Genomic DNA, 19,486 nt, shown 5'->3' on the forward strand with positions numbered 1-19,486 from the left:
GCGTAGGCCAGGTTCTCCCACGCGGCCAGAGCCTGTGGAGCGTATGCCCCGGACACCCGCTGCCAGTCATCCCGCAGCGCTCGGAAGGTTTCGGCGGCTGCTTCCCACCTCTCCCGGCGGGCGGCTATGAGAGCGAGCTGGAAACGTGCGTCGAGGGTGTTCTCGTGGTCGAAACCGTGGTGCTCCCTGTTGAGGGAAAGCAGGTCGAGGTACTCGTGCTCCGCCTCGTCGGACGCGTGGTGGCCGCCCGGCCCCGCCCCGGGGCTCACAGGCGGCCCTGGGCCTTGAGGTTGATGTAGGCGTCCGCCAGCGCCGGGGCGATGTGCTCGGGGTCGGCGTCCACGACCTCCACACCCATCCGGCGCAGCTCGGCCCGCACCCGGCGGCGCTCGCCCAGGGTGCGTTCCGCCGCGGCCGCCCGGTACAGCGCCTCCGCGCCTCCGCGCTCGGCCGCCATCTCCGTCACGGCCGGGTCCGACACCGAGGCCACCATCAGCAGGTGCCGCGAGGTCAGGGCCGGAAGGCGCGGCAGGAGGCCCTCCTCCAGCGCCGCCGCGTTCAGGTCGGTCAGCAGCACCACCAGGCGGCGCGCCCGTCCCTGGGTCCCCAGGACGGCACCCACCATGCCTGCCGGGTCGGACTCCACCAGCTCCGCCTCCAGCGGCGCCATCGCCTCGACCAGTCGCCCGATCTGTGTGCCCTTGCCCGACGAGCGCACCTGCGCGCGGATCCGGCGGTCGTAGGCCAGGAAGTCCACCCGGTCGCCCGCCTTGCCCGCCAGGGCCGCCAGGAGCAGCGCGGCGTCCATGGCGTGGTCCAGGCGCGGGGTGTCGCCCACCCGTCCGGCGGCGGTGCGGCCCGTGTCCAGCACGATCAGGATCCGCCGGTCCCGCTCGGGCCGCCAGGTGCGCACGACCACGCCGTCGCCCCGGGCGGTGGCGCGCCAGTCGATGGAGCGCACGTCGTCGCCGGGCACGTAGTCCCGCAGCGAGTCGAACTCGCTGCCCTGGCCGCGCACCATCGCGGTGTGCTGGCCCTCCAGCTCCCGCAGTCGCGACAGCTTGCCCGGCAGGTGGCGGCGGCTGTGGAAGGGCGGCAGGACCCGCACCGTCCACGGCGCCGACAGGGTCCGCTGCCGCCCCGCGACCCCCAGCGGGCCGATGCTGCGCACGGTGACGCCCGCCGCGTGCGCGTCGCCGCGCCGGGTCGGCGTCAGGGTCGTGGCGAGGCGGCGGCGCTCCCCGGCGTCCACCCGAACCGGTGCCGTGCGCGGGCCCGCGTGGGCGCTGGGCGGCCAGGCGTCCCGGACCGTTCCGCGCAGCCTCCGCCCGGTCGGGTTGGACAGCGTCAGGTGTACCGTCGCCTCCTCGCCCAGGCGCAGGGCCGTGTCCCCTTCGCGGGACAGCGCCATCCCCTTCGGGCTCGCGGCCAGCACGAGGTCCACCACGATCAGGACGACGATCAGGCCCAGCGCGACGGCGGTGACCAGGGGGGCCAGGGAGCCCGAGATCGCCACCGCCGCCACCGCGAGGAAGCCGAGGAGGGCCGCCCGTCCGGTGACCGCCATCAGCGCGGCACCGGGACGGAGGCGAGCACGCCGTCCAGGATTCCGTCGGTGGTCGCTCCCTCCAGCTCCGCCTCGGGGCGCAGCGAGATCCGGTGCCGCAGCGTGCTCTTGGCCAGCGCCTTCACGTCGTCGGGGGTGACGTAGTCGCGGCCGGTCAGCCACGACCACGCGCGGCTGGTGCGCAGCAGCGCGGTGGCGCCGCGGGGCGAGGCCCCCAGTTGGAGGGAGGGGGAGAGCCGGGTGGCCCGGCACAGGTCGACGATGTAGCCGAGCACCTCGGGTGCCACCCTGACCTTCTCCACGGCCAGCCGAGCGGCCCTGAGTTCGGCGGCCCCGGCGACGGGCACGACCCCGGCGGCGGCCAGGTCGCCCGGGTCGAACCCGGCGGCGTGGCGGCCCAGCATGTCCACCTCGGCCGCGCGCTCGGGAAGCGGGACGGTGACCTTGAGCAGGAACCGGTCCAGTTGCGCCTCGGGCAGCGGGTAGGTGCCCTCGTACTCCACAGGGTTCTGGGTGGCGGCGACCATGAACGGGTCGGGCAGGGGCGTGGGCACGCCCTCCACCGTGACCTGCCGCTCCTCCATCGCCTCCAGGAGGGAGGCCTGGGTCTTGGGCGGCGTCCGGTTGATCTCGTCCGCCAGCAGCAGGTTGGTGAAGACCGGGCCCTTGAGGAACTCGAACTTGGCGGTGTGCTGGTCGTAGACGAGTGAGCCCGTCACGTCGCCCGGCATCAGGTCCGGGGTGAACTGCACCCGCTTGTGGTCCAGCGACAGGGCCGCCGAGACGGTGCGCACCAGGAGGGTCTTGGCCACACCCGGCACGCCTTCCATGAGTACGTGGCCACGGCACAGCAGTGCCACGACCAGCGCGGTCACCGTCTCGTCCTGGCCCACGACCGCCTTGCCGACCTCACGGCGCAGGGCTGTCAGGGCCGCCCGCGCCTCGTCGGCGGAGGGCAGTACCTCGGATGTCACGTGCTACCTCTCTCTACCGGAGTTTCTCGGAGCGTTCGTCCAGTGCGTCCGCCAGGGCGACCAGGGCCGCGTCGTTAGCCGCGTGCGGGTCCGGTGCGGCCCCGTAGAGCAGGGGCCGCAGCCGTTCGGGCCGGTCGCCGGTGCGTGCGGCCACGGCCGCCACCACGGCCTCGGGGGAGGAGTCCGGGGCGAGTCCGAGTCCTGGCACGCTCCGTTCGAGGAAGCCGGTGCGCAGGGCCGCGGCCGTGCGGTCCCGGGCGCGCCGGGACCGGTACAGCCTGGCCCGCCCCTCGGTGGTCTCCGAGGCGCGCACCACCACGGGCAGCGACTCGGGGACGAGGGCGCCCATGCGGCGGCCCCGCCACAGTGCCAGGAGGGCGAGCGCGGCGAGCAGCGCGAGCGGACTCCAGCGGACCCCTTCCGGGATCAGCTCCCACAGGGAGGTCTGGCCCGCCTCCCGGGGCGGGTCGGGTCGCAGCCACACGACCTGGTCCGCGGCCAGCAGGTTGAGCGCCAGCGCGGCGTTGCCGCGGGCGCCGAGCGCGGCGTTGGTCAGGGGGTGGCCGGTGCCCAGCACCGTGGTGGCGGCCTCCCCGCGCTCCACCCGGACCAGGGCGTCGCCGGTGGCCGAGGGGTAGCAGGACACCGAGCCCGCGGGTGCTGTGTAGAGCTCGCCGCCCAGGGAGGCGTCCTCCGCGGTGGTGGCAGCGGGCAGGCCGCACGAGGGGGAGAGGGGGTCGCCGTCCTCGGTCCGGCCGGTGACGTCGGTCCCGGGGGCGAACGCCTCTAGGGAGGCCAGGGTGGGCCGGACGAGCACGGTGTCGACGCCGAGTCCGGCCAGATCGTCCAGCTCCTCGGGCAGGAGGCGGTGGTCGAGGGAGACGAACAGGACCGCGTCACCGGCTCCGGACACGGCCTCCGCCGCCGCCTCGGAGGAGCGGACGACCGCCACGTCACCCTCCTCACGCAGCAGGGTGACCAGGGCGCGTGTGCCCTCCGGGGCGGGGCTCTCCGGCTCCAGGTGGCCTTCGGGGAAGGTCTCCGAGCCGAGGGAGAGCAGAACCCCCACCGTCACGAGGCTGGCCACCAGGACGAGCGGGCCCCGGATCGCCCGCCACACGCGGGCGGCGTCGCTTGCGGGTGCGCTCACGCGACCCCCTCACCGGCGGGCACGGGCCGGGCGGCCTCCAGGGCCGCGTCCAGCTCGCGCAGGGTCCGGGCGGCGTCGGCGGTGGCGGGGCGGTCGCCGTAGGCCACGTCGTTGAACAGCCGTGCGCCCTCCGCCAGGCCTCCGCGCTGGTGCGGCAGCACGGCGGAGGCCTCGTCGGCCAGTTCGGTGGCCGTGCGGCCCGCGCGGGGGGTGATGACCGCCCGTTCCTCCAGGGAGACGCTGATGGCGCGCATCCGCTCGGTGACGGCGCCCGCGAAGTCCCCGGCGCGCTCGCACGCCTCGGCGGCGGCGCGGTGGTCGGCCACGGAGCGGGCGTCCTCCTCGTGCACGACCGCGCCCCGCCGCCGGCTCGCCGACGGCCGCAGGTAGACGATCAGCCAGACGAGCAGCACGGCGAGGACCGCCAGGACGGGCCCCAGGACGGCCCAGCCGCCGAAGACGCCGGAGCCGACCACCCCGTTCAGGAGTTCGCGCAGCCACTCCATGAACCGGTCCAGCAGCGTGGGCACCCGTTCCCCGTACAGCGGGTCGGACAGTTCCTCCAGCGCACGCCGCCGGCCCTCCTCCCGCGTCACCTCCGCGGCCGAGTGGATCACGTCCGCGGCTCCGGAAGGTAGATCTCCGGGCCCACGTCGTGTCCGGCCTGCGCGGCGGTGTGCAGCTTCAGGTCCAGGCCCTCGCGGCGCATGCGCAGGTCGATGTAGAGCAGGGTCGTCACACCGGCGGTGAAGGGGGTGGAGATGGCGCTGGCGAGCACCGAGCCGACGTACATGGCCGCACCGGAGGCGACGGCCACCCAGGGCGCGGTGGGCCAGACGGCCACCATGATCCCGGCGGCGAAGCCGAAGGGTGTGGAGAGGATGCCGACGACGAGCTGGATGAGGACCATGGTCAACAGGACGATCCCGAAGAGGCGCCACCAACTGCCCTGGGTCAGTTGCCAGGAGCGGGCCAGGGAGGCGAACACGCCGACGCGTTCGAGGATGACGGCCGGCATGGCGAAGAAGATGCGGATGCCGATCCACACGGCCGCGCAGGCGCCGGCGAGTGCCCCGATCACTCCGCCGACCATCACCAGGGCACCGGCCCCGGATGCGCCCCCCTCGGCGATGAGCGCGATGCCGAGGGCGAAACCGCCGATCAGCAGCAGCATGATGACGAAGCTCAGCGCGAAGTAGATGACCAACTGGACGGCGGCCAGGCCGATGACGGCCCCCATCCGGTCGCGCACCGCCGCCCACGCCTGCCCGGGGCTGAGCTTGTGTCCCAGTACCGCCATCCCGATCACGGCGGTGAGCAGGCCGGTCGCCACCACGACACCGGCCTGGGAGAGGAGGGCGCCGCCGTAGGTGGCCAGCAGGGACCAGACGGAGAACGGGAAGGGGTCGTCGGGGCCGACCGAGTACGGGTCGTTCGCGATCTGGTCCATGAACACGCCGTAGTCGGCCATGTAGCCGCCGAAGCCGATCGCGGTGACGATGCTCGCGACCGCCATGATGACGGCGGAGAGGCCGACGGTGGTCTTCGGGTTGTGCCGGATGAGCGTGAACGCGCCGTTGAGCAGGTCGCCGAGGTTCATCGGCCGCAGGGCGACGACGCCCGGTTTGAGGGCCCGGGTCGGCCCGTACCCGGGGTGGCCGTGGGCCTGGGGGCCGGGCGGGGGTCCGTAACCGGGTGGCGGCCCGTATCCGGGAGGCGCGTACCCGGGCGCCCCCTGGGCCTGCGGCCCGTAGCCGGGCGGGGGCCCGTAGCCGGGCGGGGGCCCGTAACCCGGTGGGGGCCCGTAGGCCTGCGGCCCGGGACCCGGGGGCACTTGACCGGGCGGGGGGCCCGCCGGGGCCTGAGGGGCCTGCGGGGGTGCGAAGTCCGGTCTGTCCGGGGGCGTGCCCGCCTCCTGCCCGGGGGCCGCCCAGCCGCCGCCCGCCTGCTCCGGGCCGCCGGAACCGGAGGACGGCTGGGCCTCAGGGCCGTCCGGGGTGCCGCCCGGCGTGCCCCGGCGGTCGTCCTCCTGGCTCATCTTCCCCACCTTCCGTGGGGTGACGGTCACTTTCGGTGTCCGAAACCCCGCTTGATGCGTGTACTCGGCCACCAACCTACCGGCCGGTGGTACCGGGGTTCGGTCGGGTAGGAGCAGATCGAAGCACAACCGATGCACTTCATTCCTTTTGTATGCTTTCTGTTACCCACCGGTCCACAAGGTGAGGCCTCCGGCGCAGCTCAGCACAGGTGGAGCGCCGAGAGCAGCCGCATCCGGAAAGGGACCGAACGGGCAACCGAATACGATCGACCATTCTCCCAACACCGGCCGGAACTGGCAGAGTTGGGGGACGAACGCGGCCTTCCACCGCATGGGGGCCACGGGCACCGCCCGCATCCGACGCTTGACTGTTCCAGGAGAGAGGAGTAGGCGCTGTGTGGTCCGTCCACCGGACGGTCGGCGCCGTACCACCTATGAAGGGACGAGTACTGGTTGTCGACGATGACCTCGCTCTCGCCGAGATGCTGGGCATCGTCCTGCGCGGAGAGGGCTTCGAGCCCTCGTTCGTCCACGACGGGGACAAGGCCCTGGAGATGTTCCGGGAGACCAAGCCCGATCTCGTGCTCCTGGACCTCATGCTCCCGGGCGCCGACGGGATCGACGTGTGCCGCCAGATCCGTGCCGAGTCCGGCGTCCCGATCGTCATGCTCACCGCCAAGAGCGACACGATCGACGTCGTCCTGGGACTGGAGTCCGGCGCGGACGACTACATCGTCAAGCCCTTCAAGCCCAAGGAACTCGTGGCCCGCATCCGCGTGCGGCTGCGCCGTACCGAGGAGCCCGCGCCCGAGGTCCTCCAGATCGGGGACATCACCATCGACGTCGCCGGGCACGCCGTGCGCCGCGACGGCGCGCAGATCAGCCTCACCCCGCTGGAGTTCGACCTCCTGGTCGCCCTGGCCCGCAAGCCGCGCCAGGTGTTCACCCGCGAGGTGCTGCTGGAACAGGTCTGGGGCTACCGCCACGCGGCCGACACCCGCCTGGTCAACGTCCACGTGCAGCGCCTGCGCGCCAAGATCGAGAAGGACCCCGAACACCCCGAGGTCGTCGTGACCGTCCGCGGTGTCGGGTACAAGGCCGGCACCGCCTGATCGGGGCCCGCCGCACATGACGCCAGCCGCTTCCGAGGACGACCGGGCCCGGCTCGTCCGCACGCCGTCGGCGCCCGCCGACGGCGGGACGGACCAGAGCAGTGGCCTGACCCGGGTCTACCTGCTCTCCCAGCGGGCCGCGCGCGCCCTGGTGCGCGTGGTCCAGGCCAACTGGCGCCGGTCGCTGCACCTGCGGGTGATCTCGACGACGCTGGTGCTGTCGCTGGTGGTCATGCTGGGACTGGGCTACGTCCTGGTCTCCCAGGTGCGCGGCGGCCTGCTGGACGCCAAGATCGCCACGGCGGTCAACGACCACAGGGCCGGGCTCGACTACGCGATCGCCGAACTCCAGGGCAACGAGGCGGGCGACCGCGACCGGCTCCTGTACAACATCACCAGCGAGCTGACCAGCCGCAGCGGCGACACCGGCCTGTACGGCGTCGTCATCCTGCCGTCGGTGGGCGACGAGAGCGGATACGCCACCGGGGACCGCGAGAGCATCCCCGAGCGCCTCACCGAACAGGTCGGCCGCTCCGAGCGCACCGAGCAGCAGTACCACACCTACACCAGCATCGACCAGGACGGATCCGCCGAACCGGCGCTCGTGGTCGGCGCCCAGATGACCTACGCCTACGAGCTGTACTACATCTTCCCGCTCCAGCACGAGCAGGAGATCCTCGGACTCGTCCAGGGCACAGTCGGCCTCGTCGGCGTCCTCCTCGTGGTGCTCCTCGGCCTGATCGCCTACGTCGTCACCCGGCAGGTGGTCAGCCCGGTCCGCTCCGCCGCGCACTCCGCCGAGCGGCTGGCCGCCGGAGACCTCGCCGAGCGCATGGCCGTACGCGGCGAGGACGAACTCGCGCGACTGGCCGTGTCCTTCAACGACATGGCGGGCAACCTCCAGGAGAAGATCCAGGAGCTGGAGGAGCTGTCCAAGCTCCAGCGCCAGTTCGTCTCCGACGTTTCCCACGAACTGCGCACCCCCCTGACCACCATCAAAATGGCCAGCGACGTGCTCTTCGACGACCGGGAGTCGTTCGACGCCACACAGGGGCGGTCCATCGAACTGCTCCAGAGCCAGGTGATGCGGTTCGAGGAGCTCCTGGGCGACCTGCTGGAGATCAGCCGCCACGACGCCGGCGCCGCCACGCTCGGCGCCGAGTCGGTGGACATCCGCGACACCGTGATGAAGGCCGTGGGCGACGCCGAGCAGATCGCCGAGCGGAGGGGGATCAAGGTCGTCCTGCGCCTGCCCGCCGAACCCTGCGTCGCCGAGTTCGACGCGCGCCGGATCAACCGCGTCCTGCGCAACCTCGTCGTCAACGCCATCGAGCACAGCGAGGGCAAGGACGTGGTGGTCACCGCGGCGGGCGACCGCGACGCCGTGGCCGTGGCCGTCCGCGACTTCGGCGTGGGGCTCAAGGAGGGGGAGGAGCACCTGTGCTTCGACCGCTTCTGGCGGGCCGACTCCTCGCGCGTGCGCACCACCGGCGGCACCGGGCTGGGCCTGTCCATCGCCAAGGAGGACGCCCAGTTGCACGGCGGCTGGCTCCAGGCCTGGGGCCGCCCTGGAGAGGGGTCCCAGTTCCGCCTGTCGCTGCCGCGCACCTCCGGCGCCGAGCTGCGCGGATCCCCGCTCCCGCTGGTGCCCCCGGAGATCGGGCTCGGCAGGGCCGTCCCGGCCGCCAAGGGACCCGACCGCCCCTCCCCGGCCGACCGGGGCCCCGACCAAGGCGAGGAGAGCACGCTGTGAACGGTCCGCATCGGTTCCCCCTCGTGCGCGCCGCCGCCGCGGCCGCGCTGTCCTGCGTGCTCCTGGCCTCCTGCGCGACCGTGCCCGTCACCGGGCCGGTCGTCCCAGGCGACGGCGGCGGGTCGCCCGCCGACCCCTACGACGGATACGTGCGGCTCCTCCCGGCGGGCCCGCAGCCCGGGGTGGGCCCCGAGGCCCTGGTCGACGGCTTCCTCCGCGACATGGGCAGCTTCGAGGAGAACTACGAGGCGGCCCGCAGCTACATGCTGGAGGACACAGGCGAGGAGTGGACCCCCGACGGCACGGTCCAGGTGTTCGGGGACCCGGGAACGGTGAGCCTCGAACCCGAGGTCGCGGCAGACGGGCTCACCGCCACCGTGCGGATGCGCACCCGGCTGGTGGCCACCATCGACGAGAGCGGCAGGTACCTGCCGAGCGACCAGGGCACGCTCCTGGACGTCTCCTTCGGCCTCGCCCGGGAGGGCGGCGACCCTGAGGGGGAGTGGCGCGTGCGGAGCCTGCCCGAGCAGCTCATCCTCAGCCGGCTCGACGTGGAGCGCACCCACCGGTCGTTCAACCTCTACTACTACAACCGCGAGCTGACCACGCTCGTCCCCGACCCCGTCTACCTGCCCGTCAGCAACGACAACCTCGCCGAACGCCTCCTGCGGCAGCTCTTCGAGGGCCCCACCGCCTGGTCGGAGCCCGCGGTGACCACGACCCTGCCCGAGGGCGCCTCCCTCACCCTGAACGTGGACGAGGAGAGCGCGCGCGTCCGTATCGGCGGGGTGCCCGAGATCGAGGAGTTCGGGGTGGGCGCCCAGATCGCCTGGACCCTGCGCCAACTGCCCGAGATCCAGGAGTTCACCGTCGTGCTCAACGGCGAGGAGATCGCCTACCCCCGGGCCGAGGGGGAGAGCGCCTACCGGCCCCGCCCCGGCAGCGACCACTGGTCCGGGGTCGCCCCCGGCGGGACGGACCCCGAGGTCGGCGCCTACTACATGCAGGAGGGGCAGATCTGGTCGACGCCCCAGCCGACCGCCGACACCTTCGACACCGCCCAACCGGTCCCCGGACCGCTGGGCGCGGGTGACATCCGGCTGGAGCGCTTCGCCGTGTCCCTGGCCGAGGACACCGTCGCGGGCGTCACCGCGGGCGGGGACTCGGTCGTGACCAGCGAGGTCGAGGCCGGGGCCGACGCGGTGGAGGTGCTCTCCGACGGGGTCTTCACCAGCCTGTCCTGGGACGTGGACGACAACCTGTGGGTGGTCGAGGAGCTGGAGGAGGGGACGGAACCGGAGGAGCCCGGCGAGGACGGGGGCACCGACGTGGTCGAGGGCGCCGACGAGGACGTGCCCGCCCCAGGCGGGACGGCCCTGTGGATGCTGCGCGGCGGCGACGAGGTGGTCGGGGTCGACCTCTCCGAACTGGAGGACCGTTCGGTGATCGACGCCGCCGTCTCCAGGGACGGGACGCGGATCGCCGCCCTGACCGAACTGGACGGCCGCCGCTCGCTGGAGGTGGGGCGCGTGGTCGTGGACGGCGACGGCCAGGTGACGGTGGATGCCTTCCTCCCCCTGGCCGGGGAACTGGCCGACGTCACCGACTTCGCCTGGCGCTCCTCGGACCAGTTGGTCGCCCTCGGTAGCCGTGAGGGCGGTACCAGCCAGGCCTTCCTGGTCTCCGTGGACGGGGGCACACCGCCCACGGGCGCGGGGGCGCCGGTGGGCGGTATGGAGACCGTCGCCGCCGCTCCGGGACAGCCGCTGATCGCCGGGGCCGAGGACGGCAACGTGTGGATCAGCGACCGGCTGAACTGGCAGATCGTGGCCGAGGGGGTCCTGCCCACCTACCCGGGCTGAGGGGACCGCGGTTGTCCACAGCCCGGAGGCGGGGCTGGCGCGCCGCGCTGCCGGAGCCGATCCTGAGGTCATGGACGGCCCCCTCCGCCGGGGCGCGTACACGGCCGCACGTGTCCTCGCCCCGATCCTCGAACCCCTGCTGGACCTGCTCCTACCGCGGCGCTGCGCCGCCTGCGGCGCCTTCCCCGGCCCGCTCTGCGGCCCCTGTCTGGCCCTGTTGGACCGGCGGCCGCACCCGTGCGTGCCGCGGGCGGGATGCCCCGCCGTGTGGGCGGCGGGCCCCTACGCGGGGTACCACCGCCGCGTCCTGCTCGCCCACAAGAACGGCGGGGACGACGCGCTGGCCGACCCCCTCGGCCGCCGCCTGGCGTCCGCCTACGCCGCCTCGGGGTGGGCCGCGCCGGACACCCTGCTGGTCCCGGTCCCCGGACGGGGTCCTCCGCAGCCCTCGCGGAGCGCCGTGGCGCGCCTGGCGCGGTCCTGCCTGGCCCACGCCAGCGGCGCGGGCACGGTGGCCCCCCTCCTGCGGTACCGGCGCGCGGCGCCTCCCCAGGTGGGCCTGGGGCGCGCCGACCGCCTGGCCAACCGGGTGGGCGTCTTCGCGGCGGACCCGTGGCCGGGTCCCGGACCGGCGCGCCGCGCCGTGGTGGTGGACGACGTGCTGACCACGGGCGCCACGGTCGCCGAGGCGGCCCGTGCGCTGCGGTGCGCGGGCCTGCCCGTGGCCGGTGCCCTGGTCCTCGCGGAGCGGCTCCCGGGCCGGCCGTGAGGGTCACGGCGGGGCACGTGCGCGGTCCGCCGGGGAGGCGTCGCGGTCGGTCGGTGACCGTGTAGGCAACCCCGCCGCCCACTGTGGAGGTTCGCGGGCGGATGGGGTGCTCCGGGGGCTGGGGAGGCCCGCCGCAGGGCCGCGCACCGTTCGCGGTGAAGGTTTTACGAACATCCGCGAACGGTTGAGAAACCCCTGTGCGCAGGGGGTCACGGGGGCTGTGGCCGGGGCGGCCGGGGCGGTGGCACCTGACATACGCGCCCGGACAGGTTACGGTCACAGGTATGGCACCCGTCCGGGTCCGTGGTTGCGTCGGAGCGGTCGAACTCCCGGGGAGACCGGGGAGTCGCTTCGGCAAGCCGATGCCAGGCGCAGGCGAAACGGCCCACGTAAGGCGACTTTTCGTCGACCGATCACGGTGCGCCTTAGAGGTAAGCCCTGCCCCGCGGAGGGTCCGGATGTCCCTCATGACAGGGAGAAGAGCAGTAGTCGCGGATAAGAGCGGCGACACTCTCAGCAGGCGGATGTGGGGACGAAGACCAGGTCGGCCGGGCGGGTGGCATGCCCTCCGAGGGCTCTTCCCCTGCGGTGGGCCCCGGAGGGCGCCGGTCCGGGAGGGCGCTGCCTCCCCGCGCGCCTCCGAGCCGGGGCCGCGCCGTCCCAGCACCCCACCGCCGTCTCCCCGTACGCGGTCCGGGCGCTCCGGCCGTGTCGGTCGTCCGTCCGCCCTGTGCACCAGGTGGCCCATTCGCACCCCCGGTGTACGTGAGGACCGTGCTTTCCATGGGTATACGCACATCCAACCGAACCGTGGTCCTCACGGGACCGGGAGAGCAGCGGAAGGGGGGTATGCGTGCGACACCCTTCCGCCCCGAGGCGGGAGGGGGCAGAACCAGCCTGGCCGTCGCCTTTAGGCGGTCACGCGATGAAGGGGGTCCTATGGACATCATCGTCAAGGGTCGACGCACCGGTGTGAACGACAGGTTCCGGGAGCACGTCGAGGACAAGCTCGAACGGCTCTCGAAGTGGGAACGCAAGGGCATGAGCGTCGATGTGGAGGTGTCCACCGAACGCAACCCCAAGCTCGCCGACGTCCGCGAGCGGGTTGAACTGACCATCCACTCCAACGGCCCGGTCATCCGCAGCGAGGCTGCGGCCGCGGACCGGTTCGGAGCCCTCGATCTGGCCCTCGACAAGATCGAGGCCCGCCTCCGCAAGGCCGCGGACCGCCGCAAGGTCCACCGCGGCAACCACACGCCGGTCTCCGTCGCCGCCGCGACGGCGAACCTGCCCACGGAACCCGTGGGGACCGCTCTCGCCGAGAAGGCGCCCCCCGCCCAGCGCAGCGGAGCGGAGGAGCCCGGAACGGCCACGACGTCGGCCGAACGGTTCTCCGACGAGTTCGTCGAACTCGACACCCAGGGGGACCACCCCGTCGTCGTGCGGGAGAAGTTCCACCGGGCCAAGCCGATGAGCATCGACCAGGCGCTGATGGAGATGGAGCTGGTGGGGCACGACTTCTACCTGTTCCACGACGAGGTGAAGGACGCCCCGAGCGTCGTCTACCGCCGCAAGGGGTTCAACTACGGCGTCCTCCGCCTCATGGACTGATCCCGCCTCCCGTCCGTGTGTGGATCCTCGTTCCGGACCACCGCTCCGGAAGCGGGGGTCCGACGAGGGGCCCCCTCCGGGCGGGCCCCTCGCGCGGTGCGGTGTTCCTCAGGCCGGGACGTCCCCCTCGGCCCGCTCCCCCCGTCCCTCAGGGGCCTTGGCCCTCCCGCCGCGCGCGGCCAGGTTGTGCTTGATCCTGTGCAGCGGGGTGTCGTGGCGCTCCTCCGCCTCGGTTCGGGGCGGGTCGAGCACCACGTCGGCGAGGATGTCGAACACCACGGCCACCACGAGGGCGGCCCCGATGAGGACCGCCGCGAGGACCAGGGGCCACAGTGACCACCCCAGAACCACCGAAAGCCCCCCGAGGGCGAACCCGGCGAAGGCCAGCGCCACCGAGACCCACGACATCGGCCTCCCTCGGTGGTGCATGGTGGGCGCGATGCCGCCCCCCTGCCGCTGGAAGCCGCGGATGTCGCCGAACTCCTCCTTCGTCGGCACGTGCCGCTCCCAGCCGGCCCCCGGGTCGCTGTCCATAGCGGCGGGGTCGGGCTCCGCGCGCTCCTGCCGGAGCACGCGCTCGATCACCTCGAACGGGGTGCGTGGGGTCGGGGCGCGACGGCCCGTCCCCGGTACCGCGCCCTTCCTCTCCTGGCTCTCTTCCATGGCGATCCCCCCGGGCCGCGCGTGGCGTTCGGTGGCACCACGGATGCGGGGCCACAGGCACGGCCTCTAGGGTTCCATTACCCGTTACCGCACCACGGGTTTCACAAACGCATGCGAAATGCCGGGGAACATCCGAACCCTGTCCACACGTTCGTAGGAGAGAAAGAAAAGGGGCGGGCCAGCAGGATTTCCCTCGGTGAGGACGCCGAAGCGGACCGTGGCCGATTCCTGTGATCGGCCGCGGGCCCGCGGTCCTCTAGGATGGTGCCCCGAGGGTCCAGGAACCCCCGATGTCCACACCCGGTCACGGGAGAGCGGTCCGAGGGCCCGGGTGTGACTCTCCACGTGTGTGGAGCCGACCGCGATCTGCGAGGAGCGCATAGGAAGTGCCAGGGATACTCAACAAGCTCCTGCGCGCGGGTGAGGGAAAGCTCCTGCGCCGGCTCACGAAGCTCAAGGACCAGGTCAACTCCCTGGAGGAGGACTTCACCGAGCTGACCGACGAGGAGCTGCGCGAACTCACCCAGGAGTACAAGGAGCGCCACGAGGACGGGGAGTCACTCGACGACCTCCTCCCGGAGGCCTTCGCCACCGTGCGGGAGGCGGCCAAGCGCACCCTCGGCCAGCGCCACTTCGACGTCCAGATCATGGGCGGCGCCGCGCTGCACTTCGGCAATATCGCGGAGATGAAGACCGGTGAGGGCAAGACCCTGACCGGTACCCTCGCGGTCTACCTCAACGCGCTCACCGGCAAGGGCGTCCACGTCGTCACCACCAACGACTACCTCGCCCGCCGCGACGCCCAGAACATGGGCCGCATCTACCACTTCCTGGGCCTGGAGGTCGACGTCGTCGGCCCCAACATGCCCGCCGAGGCGCGCCGCAAGGCCTACCAGGCCGACATCACCTACGGCACGAACAACGAGTTCGGCTTCGACTACCTGCGCGACAACATGGCGCTGTCCCTGAAGGACACCGTCCAGCGCGGCCACTACTTCGCCCTGGTCGACGAGGTCGACTCCATCCTCATCGACGAGGCGCGCACGCCGCTCATCATCAGCGGCCCCTCCGAGCAGAACTCCCGCTGGTACGCCGAGTTCGCCAAGATCGCCCCCCGCCTGCGCCGGGACGAGGACTACGAGGTCGACGAGAAGAAGCGCACCGTCGGCATCACCGAGTCCGGTGTGGGAAAGGTCGAGGACTGGCTGGGCATCGACAACCTCTACGAGGCCGTCAACACCCCGCTGATCAGCTTCCTCAACAACTCCCTCAAGGCCAAGGAGCTGTACAAGCGGGACAAAGAGTACATCGTCAAGGACGGTGAGGTCCTCATCGTCGACGAGTTCACCGGCCGCGTACTGGCGGGGCGCCGCTACGGCGAGGGGATGCACCAGGCCGTCGAGGCCAAGGAGCGCGTCAGGATCAAGGACGAGAACCAGACGCTCGCCAAGGTCACACTCCAGAACTACTTCCGCCTCTACGAGAAGCTATCCGGCATGACCGGTACCGCCCAGACCGAGGCGGCGGAGTTCAACCAGACCTACGACGTCGGTGTGGTGCAGGTGCCCACCAACAAGCCGATGATCCGCCAGGACGTCAAGGACGTCGTCTACAAGCACGAGGACGCCAAGTTCCAGGCCCTGGCCGAGGACATCGCCGAGCGCCACGAGGCCGGACAGCCCGTCCTGGTCGGTACGACCAGCGTCGAGAAGTCCGAGCGGCTGTCGCGGATGCTCAAGCGCGAGGGCGTCCCGCACGAGGTCCTCAACGCCAAGAACCACGCCCGTGAGGCCTCGATCATCGCCCGTGCGGGCAAGCTCGGCGCGGTCACCGTCGCCACCAACATGGCCGGCCGCGGTACCGACATCATGCTCGGCGGCAACCCCGACTTCCTCGCCGACGAGGAGCTCCAGGCCCGCGGCCTGAGCCCGCTGGAGACCCCCGAGGAGTACGAGGCGGCCTGGCCGGAGGCCCTGGAGAAGGCCACGGCCGAGTTCGAGTCCGAGCACGAGAAGGTCGTCGAGGCCGGCGGCCTGTACGTGCTGGGCACCGAGCGGCACGAGTCCCGGCGCATCGACAACCAGTTGCGCGGCCGCTCCGGCCGCCAGGGCGACCCGGGTCTGTCCCGCTTCTACCTCTCTCTCCAGGACGACCTCCTGCGGCTGTTCAACAGCAGCCGGCTGGAGGCGTTCATGAACCAGCTCAACATCCCCGACGACCAGCCGATCGAGTCGGGCATGGTCAGCAAGGCGATCGCCTCCGCCCAGGGACAGGTCGAGACGCAGAACTTCGAGATCCGCAAGAACGTCCTCAAGTACGACGAGGTCCTCAACCGCCAGCGCAAGGTCATCTACGCCGAGCGCCGCAAGGTCCTGGAGGGCCAGGACCTGCGCGACCAGGTGCTGGACATGCTGGAGGAGGTGCTCCGCGGCTACGTCGTGGAGGAGACCGCCGCCGGCGACTCCGGCGACTGGGACCTCGACAAGCTCTGGCGGGCGTTCCGGCAGATCTACCCGGTCAGCTTCACCGCGGACGAGTTCATCGAGGAGAACGGCGACCTCGCCTCGGTCACCGGCCAGCTCATCGCCGACCGGGTCGTGGAGGACGCCAAGGCCGCCTACGAGGACCGCGAGTCCGAGCTGGGAGAGGAGGCCATGCGCGAGGTCGAGCGCCGGGTCATCCTCCAGGTGATGGACCGCAAGTGGCGCGAGCACCTCTACGAGATGGACTACCTCCAGGAGGGCATCGGTCTGCGCGCGATGGCGCAGCGCAACCCGGTGATCGAGTTCCAGCGCGAGGGCTTCGACATGTTCCAGCAGATGCTGGAGGCGATCAAGGAGGAGTCGGTCGGCTACCTCTTCAACGTCGAGGTCCAGGTCCGCAAGAAGGAGGAGCCCACCCTCACCGCCTCCGCAGCCGCCACGACCGCCGCGGCCGTCGGAGGGAGTGGGGGCGCCACCGCCGTGGCCACCTCGGTGGACACCGACGACGAGGCCGCTGATGCCGATGCTCCCGACGAGGAGGCCCAGGCCGAGGAGGACGTGGTCATCCCGGGCATCTCCGACGACCGCCCCGCCGAGCTCCAGTACAGTGCCCCGAGCGAGGACGGCTCGGTGGAGCGCCGCAGCGAGTCCGCCGACGAGTACGCCGGTACGCCGCGCAACGCGCCGTGCCCCTGTGACTCGGGCAAGAAGTACAAGAAGTGCCACGGAGCCCCGGCCGCAACCTGAGCCGCAGCCGTGCGACGCCTGTGGGCCCCCTCGGGGGCCCACAGGCGTCGGTGCGTCCTACAGCGCCACCGGGGCCGACCCGAAGGCCACCGAGAAGCGGTCGCACCAGATGACCACGCTGGTCATGCCGGAGATGTCGGCGTCGGCGGGGATCTCGTAGTTGGCCGATCCGTGGGTGCCCTTCAGCTCGCCCAGGGCCACGTAGCGGCCGTCGCGGTACTTGAACCAGTCGCCGCCGGCCTCCTGGTCGGTGATCCACACGTGCAGGTCGGGGCCGTCGGAGGTGGCCAGGTCCTCGAAGCGGACGTAGCGCGACCCGTCGGCCAGTTCCAGGACCTGGACGGTGCCGGAGGTGTTGTGCTCCTGGGTGATGAAGTCGCCCTCGGCCAGGATCACGGGCCCGGTGTCGGCGGGCTCCTCCTCGGGGGCCTCCTCCGTCGGCTCCCCGTCCGGGGCACCCTCCTCCGAGGCGTCCGCGCCGGGGGCGGCGGGTTCGGACGCCGTCGGCAGCGCCTCGTCCGTGGTGCGGGTGGTCAGCACCCGCCAGGGCTGGAAGGCCCACAGGCCCGCCGCGACGACGATCAGGGCGATCAGGGCCGCGGGGACCGCGATCAGGGGGCGCCGCCACCACGGGCGCCGGGGGGACTGGGAATCCATCGCTCTGCCTCCAGGGCTGGGAACTGTCACCACCGGTGATTCGGAGCCGACGGCCGCGGGGCGACCCCCGCGCGCGATTTTCCCGCCCCGGCGCTCAGTCGCCGTGCCGCCGCGGGTCCAGGCGCGAGTGCAACTGGTAGCGGTCGGCGCGGTAGGTGGACAGCGCCAGTTCCACGCACCGCCCCTTGGCGAAGCTGCGGCGCTGCATCACCAGCACCGGGCTCCCGGCGGGCAAACCGAGCAGGCGCGAGTCGGAGGAATCGCACAGGCCCGCCTCGATCGTCTGCTCGCCCGAGTCCAGCAGGATGTCGTACTCGTGCTCCAGCACCTCGTACAGGGAGCGGGCGGAGAGGTCGAAGCCCTCCAGCCCGGGCACCTCGGCGGCGGGGATGTTGGAGCGCTCCACGGCCATCGGTTCGCCGTCGGCGGTGCGCATCCGTTCGATGTGGTGGACCGGGGTGCCGGGGGCGATGTCGAGCATACGCGCGGTGTGCCCGCTGGCCGGGATGGTCCGCCGGATGAGCTCGCGGGCGCCGGGCTCGTAGCCGCGGGCGCGCATGTCCTCACTGAAGGAGGCCAGGACCAGCGACATCTCGATCTTGGGCCGGGCGACGAACGTCCCCTTGCCCGGGACCCGGTAGAGGCGGCCCTCGGTGACGAGCAGGTCGACGCTCTGGCGCACGGTCATGCGCGAGAGCCCGTAGAGGGCGCTGAGCTCGCGCTCGGAGGGGACCATGTCGTCCACGCCCAGCCCCGACTCGGTGATCCAGTCCAGGATCGCGTCGCGGAGCTGCACGTATTTGGGCAGGGGGTTGGCGGGGTCGATCGGCATGCGCGGACCGCCTTCTCGGTTCGGTGGACGAGATCGCTAGAGGGACCCTAGTACGAGTCCCGTCGGGGCCCGGAGGGCGGAGAGCGTTCAACGGCGGCCGGACCCCGGAACGGTGTGGTCCATACTGGTATAGTCCGGACTAGACCACAGCCCCGACCGCGTGTCAATCCACCCGGACCCCGAGGGAAGGCCCCCATGACCACCACGACGACCAGCGTCATGCGCTCCGAGATCGCCGAACAGCCCGAAGCCCTGCGCCGCACCTTCGCGGAGCTGCTGCCCCTGCGTCCGGAGATCGCGGCCCTGGCACGCGAGAGCAGGCAGGTCCTGTTCATCGCGCGCGGCTCCTCCGACAACGCCGCGGTCTACGGCAACTACCTGCTCCAGGCACACACCGGCCGCCTGGCCACCCTGGCATCGCCCTCCATCGCCACCACCTACGGCGCCCGCGTGGACCTCTCCGGGGTCCTGGCCGTGGCCGTCTCCCAGTCAGGCAAGACCGAGGAGATCGTCCAGACCATGCGCTGGGCCGCCGACTGCGGCGCCCGCACGGTGGCGGTGACCAACGGCGCGGACTCGCCCATGGCGGCCGAGGCCGACGTCGCCCTCCTCACCCGCGCCGGCCACGAGAAGGCCGTGCCCGCCACCAAGACCTACAGCACCCAGCTCGCCGCCATCGCCGTGCTCGCGCTGGGCCTGGGCGCCGACCTGGACGAGGGAGACCTGGCGCGCGTCCCGGACGGGATCGAGGAGAGCCTCGCCCTGCCCACCGACGCCCTGGAGGAGATCGTCGAGCGGATGGTCGCCGTCCAGGGCGCGGTCGTCTCCGGCCGCGGCATGGCCTACTCCACCGCGCTGGAGGCCGCCCTCAAACTCAAGGAGGCGTGCTACCTGCACGCCATGGGCCTGTCCTACGCCGACCTGCTGCACGGCCCCATCGCCGTCGTCGACCCGCGCACCCCCGCGCTGCTCGTCGCCGCGCCCACGGGCCCGACCCTGGAGGGCACGGTCGCCCTGGCCGAGCGCGTGCGCTCCGCCGGAGCCCCCGTGTTCGGGTTCGGCGGCGGAGCGGCCCTCGCCGCCGCCAGCGACCTGTCCGTGCCGGTGCCCGACGTGCCCGAGTGGGTCGCGCCGATGAACCTCATCGTCCCGGCGCAACTGCTCACCGAGCACCTGGCCCGCCGCCTGGGCTACAACCCCGACCTGCCGCGCGGTCTGAACAAGGTCACCCAGACCGCCTGACCGGCGTGTTCCCGGGATCCGGGGGG

The 19,486-nt window shown here is 72.3% G+C and carries 15 protein-coding genes; 7 read left to right on the forward strand and 8 right to left on the reverse strand.

The features are described 5' to 3' along the window. Nucleotides 1-265: 265 nt before the first annotated feature. From ACFHWE_RS14970 to ACFHWE_RS14990, 5 genes are read right to left on the reverse strand one after another with little or no spacing between them, the layout of a single operon-like run. Nucleotides 266-1,567: a DUF58 domain-containing protein gene (locus ACFHWE_RS14970; RefSeq protein WP_416602203.1), complete on the reverse strand. Its 1,302-nt coding sequence runs from the start codon at nt 1,565-1,567 to the stop codon at nt 266-268. Beyond that, on the reverse strand, nt 1,567-2,541 hold the full coding sequence (locus ACFHWE_RS14975) for an AAA family ATPase (protein ID WP_416602205.1): 975 nt from the start codon (nt 2,539-2,541) through the stop codon (nt 1,567-1,569). Before ACFHWE_RS14975 ends, ACFHWE_RS14970 begins: the two co-directional genes overlap by 1 nt. Before the next feature lie 13 nt (nt 2,542-2,554). Further along, the gene (locus ACFHWE_RS14980; protein WP_416602206.1) at nt 2,555-3,691 is read right to left on the reverse strand and encodes a DUF4350 domain-containing protein; all 1,137 of its coding nucleotides are present in this window, start codon (nt 3,689-3,691) and stop codon (nt 2,555-2,557) included. Continuing rightward, nucleotides 3,688-4,308, reverse strand: a complete 621-nt coding sequence (locus ACFHWE_RS14985; protein WP_416602207.1) for a DUF4129 domain-containing protein — start codon at nt 4,306-4,308, stop codon at nt 3,688-3,690. Before ACFHWE_RS14985 ends, ACFHWE_RS14980 begins: the two co-directional genes overlap by 4 nt. Beyond that, the gene (locus ACFHWE_RS14990) at nt 4,305-5,729 is read right to left on the reverse strand and encodes a glycerophosphoryl diester phosphodiesterase membrane domain-containing protein (protein ID WP_416602208.1); all 1,425 of its coding nucleotides are present in this window, start codon (nt 5,727-5,729) and stop codon (nt 4,305-4,307) included. Before ACFHWE_RS14990 ends, ACFHWE_RS14985 begins: the two co-directional genes overlap by 4 nt. A 434-nt stretch (nt 5,730-6,163) precedes the next feature. On the opposite strand from ACFHWE_RS14990, the gene mtrA reads away from it, so the two are divergent. The 5 genes from mtrA to hpf all read left to right on the forward strand — a co-directional run bounded on the left by mtrA (nt 6,164) and on the right by hpf (nt 12,836). Further along, complete coding sequence (gene mtrA / locus ACFHWE_RS14995; RefSeq protein ID WP_028648442.1) at nt 6,164-6,841, forward strand: MtrAB system response regulator MtrA; 678 nt, start codon at nt 6,164-6,166, stop codon at nt 6,839-6,841. 16 nt (nt 6,842-6,857) lie between these two features. Further along, complete coding sequence (gene mtrB / locus ACFHWE_RS15000) at nt 6,858-8,594, forward strand: MtrAB system histidine kinase MtrB (protein ID WP_416602210.1); 1,737 nt, start codon at nt 6,858-6,860, stop codon at nt 8,592-8,594. Further along, nucleotides 8,591-10,456, forward strand: coding sequence for an LpqB family beta-propeller domain-containing protein (locus ACFHWE_RS15005; protein WP_416602212.1), 1,866 nt, complete (start codon nt 8,591-8,593; stop codon nt 10,454-10,456). Before mtrB ends, ACFHWE_RS15005 begins: the two co-directional genes overlap by 4 nt. 70 nt (nt 10,457-10,526) lie before the next feature. Further along, nucleotides 10,527-11,225, forward strand: a complete 699-nt coding sequence (locus tag ACFHWE_RS15010; RefSeq protein WP_416602214.1) for a ComF family protein — start codon at nt 10,527-10,529, stop codon at nt 11,223-11,225. A 939-nt stretch (nt 11,226-12,164) separates the two neighbouring features. Next, the gene (hpf, locus tag ACFHWE_RS15015; protein ID WP_416602216.1) at nt 12,165-12,836 is read left to right on the forward strand and encodes a ribosome hibernation-promoting factor, HPF/YfiA family; all 672 of its coding nucleotides are present in this window, start codon (nt 12,165-12,167) and stop codon (nt 12,834-12,836) included. 108 nt (nt 12,837-12,944) lie between these two features. Here the strand turns inward: hpf and ACFHWE_RS15020 are convergent, their stop codons facing one another. Further along, on the reverse strand, nt 12,945-13,499 hold the full coding sequence (locus ACFHWE_RS15020) for a hypothetical protein (RefSeq protein WP_416602218.1): 555 nt from the start codon (nt 13,497-13,499) through the stop codon (nt 12,945-12,947). Between the two features lie 386 nt (nt 13,500-13,885). Between ACFHWE_RS15020 and secA the strand changes: the two genes are divergently transcribed. Further along, nucleotides 13,886-16,729, forward strand: a complete 2,844-nt coding sequence (secA, locus tag ACFHWE_RS15025; RefSeq protein ID WP_416602220.1) for a preprotein translocase subunit SecA — start codon at nt 13,886-13,888, stop codon at nt 16,727-16,729. 57 nt (nt 16,730-16,786) lie between these two features. Here secA and ACFHWE_RS15030 read toward each other — a convergent pair whose 3' ends face one another. Next, on the reverse strand, nt 16,787-17,386 hold the full coding sequence (locus ACFHWE_RS15030; protein WP_416602222.1) for a DM13 domain-containing protein: 600 nt from the start codon (nt 17,384-17,386) through the stop codon (nt 16,787-16,789). A gap of 94 nt (nt 17,387-17,480) precedes the next feature. Beyond that, nucleotides 17,481-18,218: a GntR family transcriptional regulator gene (locus ACFHWE_RS15035; protein ID WP_416602224.1), complete on the reverse strand. Its 738-nt coding sequence runs from the start codon at nt 18,216-18,218 to the stop codon at nt 17,481-17,483. Nucleotides 18,219-18,437: 219 nt separating this feature from the next. On the opposite strand from ACFHWE_RS15035, the gene ACFHWE_RS15040 reads away from it, so the two are divergent. Then, entirely contained in the window at nt 18,438-19,460 is a 1,023-nt protein-coding gene (locus tag ACFHWE_RS15040; protein ID WP_416602301.1) for an SIS domain-containing protein, read from the forward strand. Nucleotides 19,461-19,486 lie beyond the last annotated feature (26 nt).

This window comes from Nocardiopsis sp. LOL_012, from assembly GCF_048060475.1.
Lineage (GTDB): Bacteria > Actinomycetota > Actinomycetes > Streptosporangiales > Streptosporangiaceae > Nocardiopsis.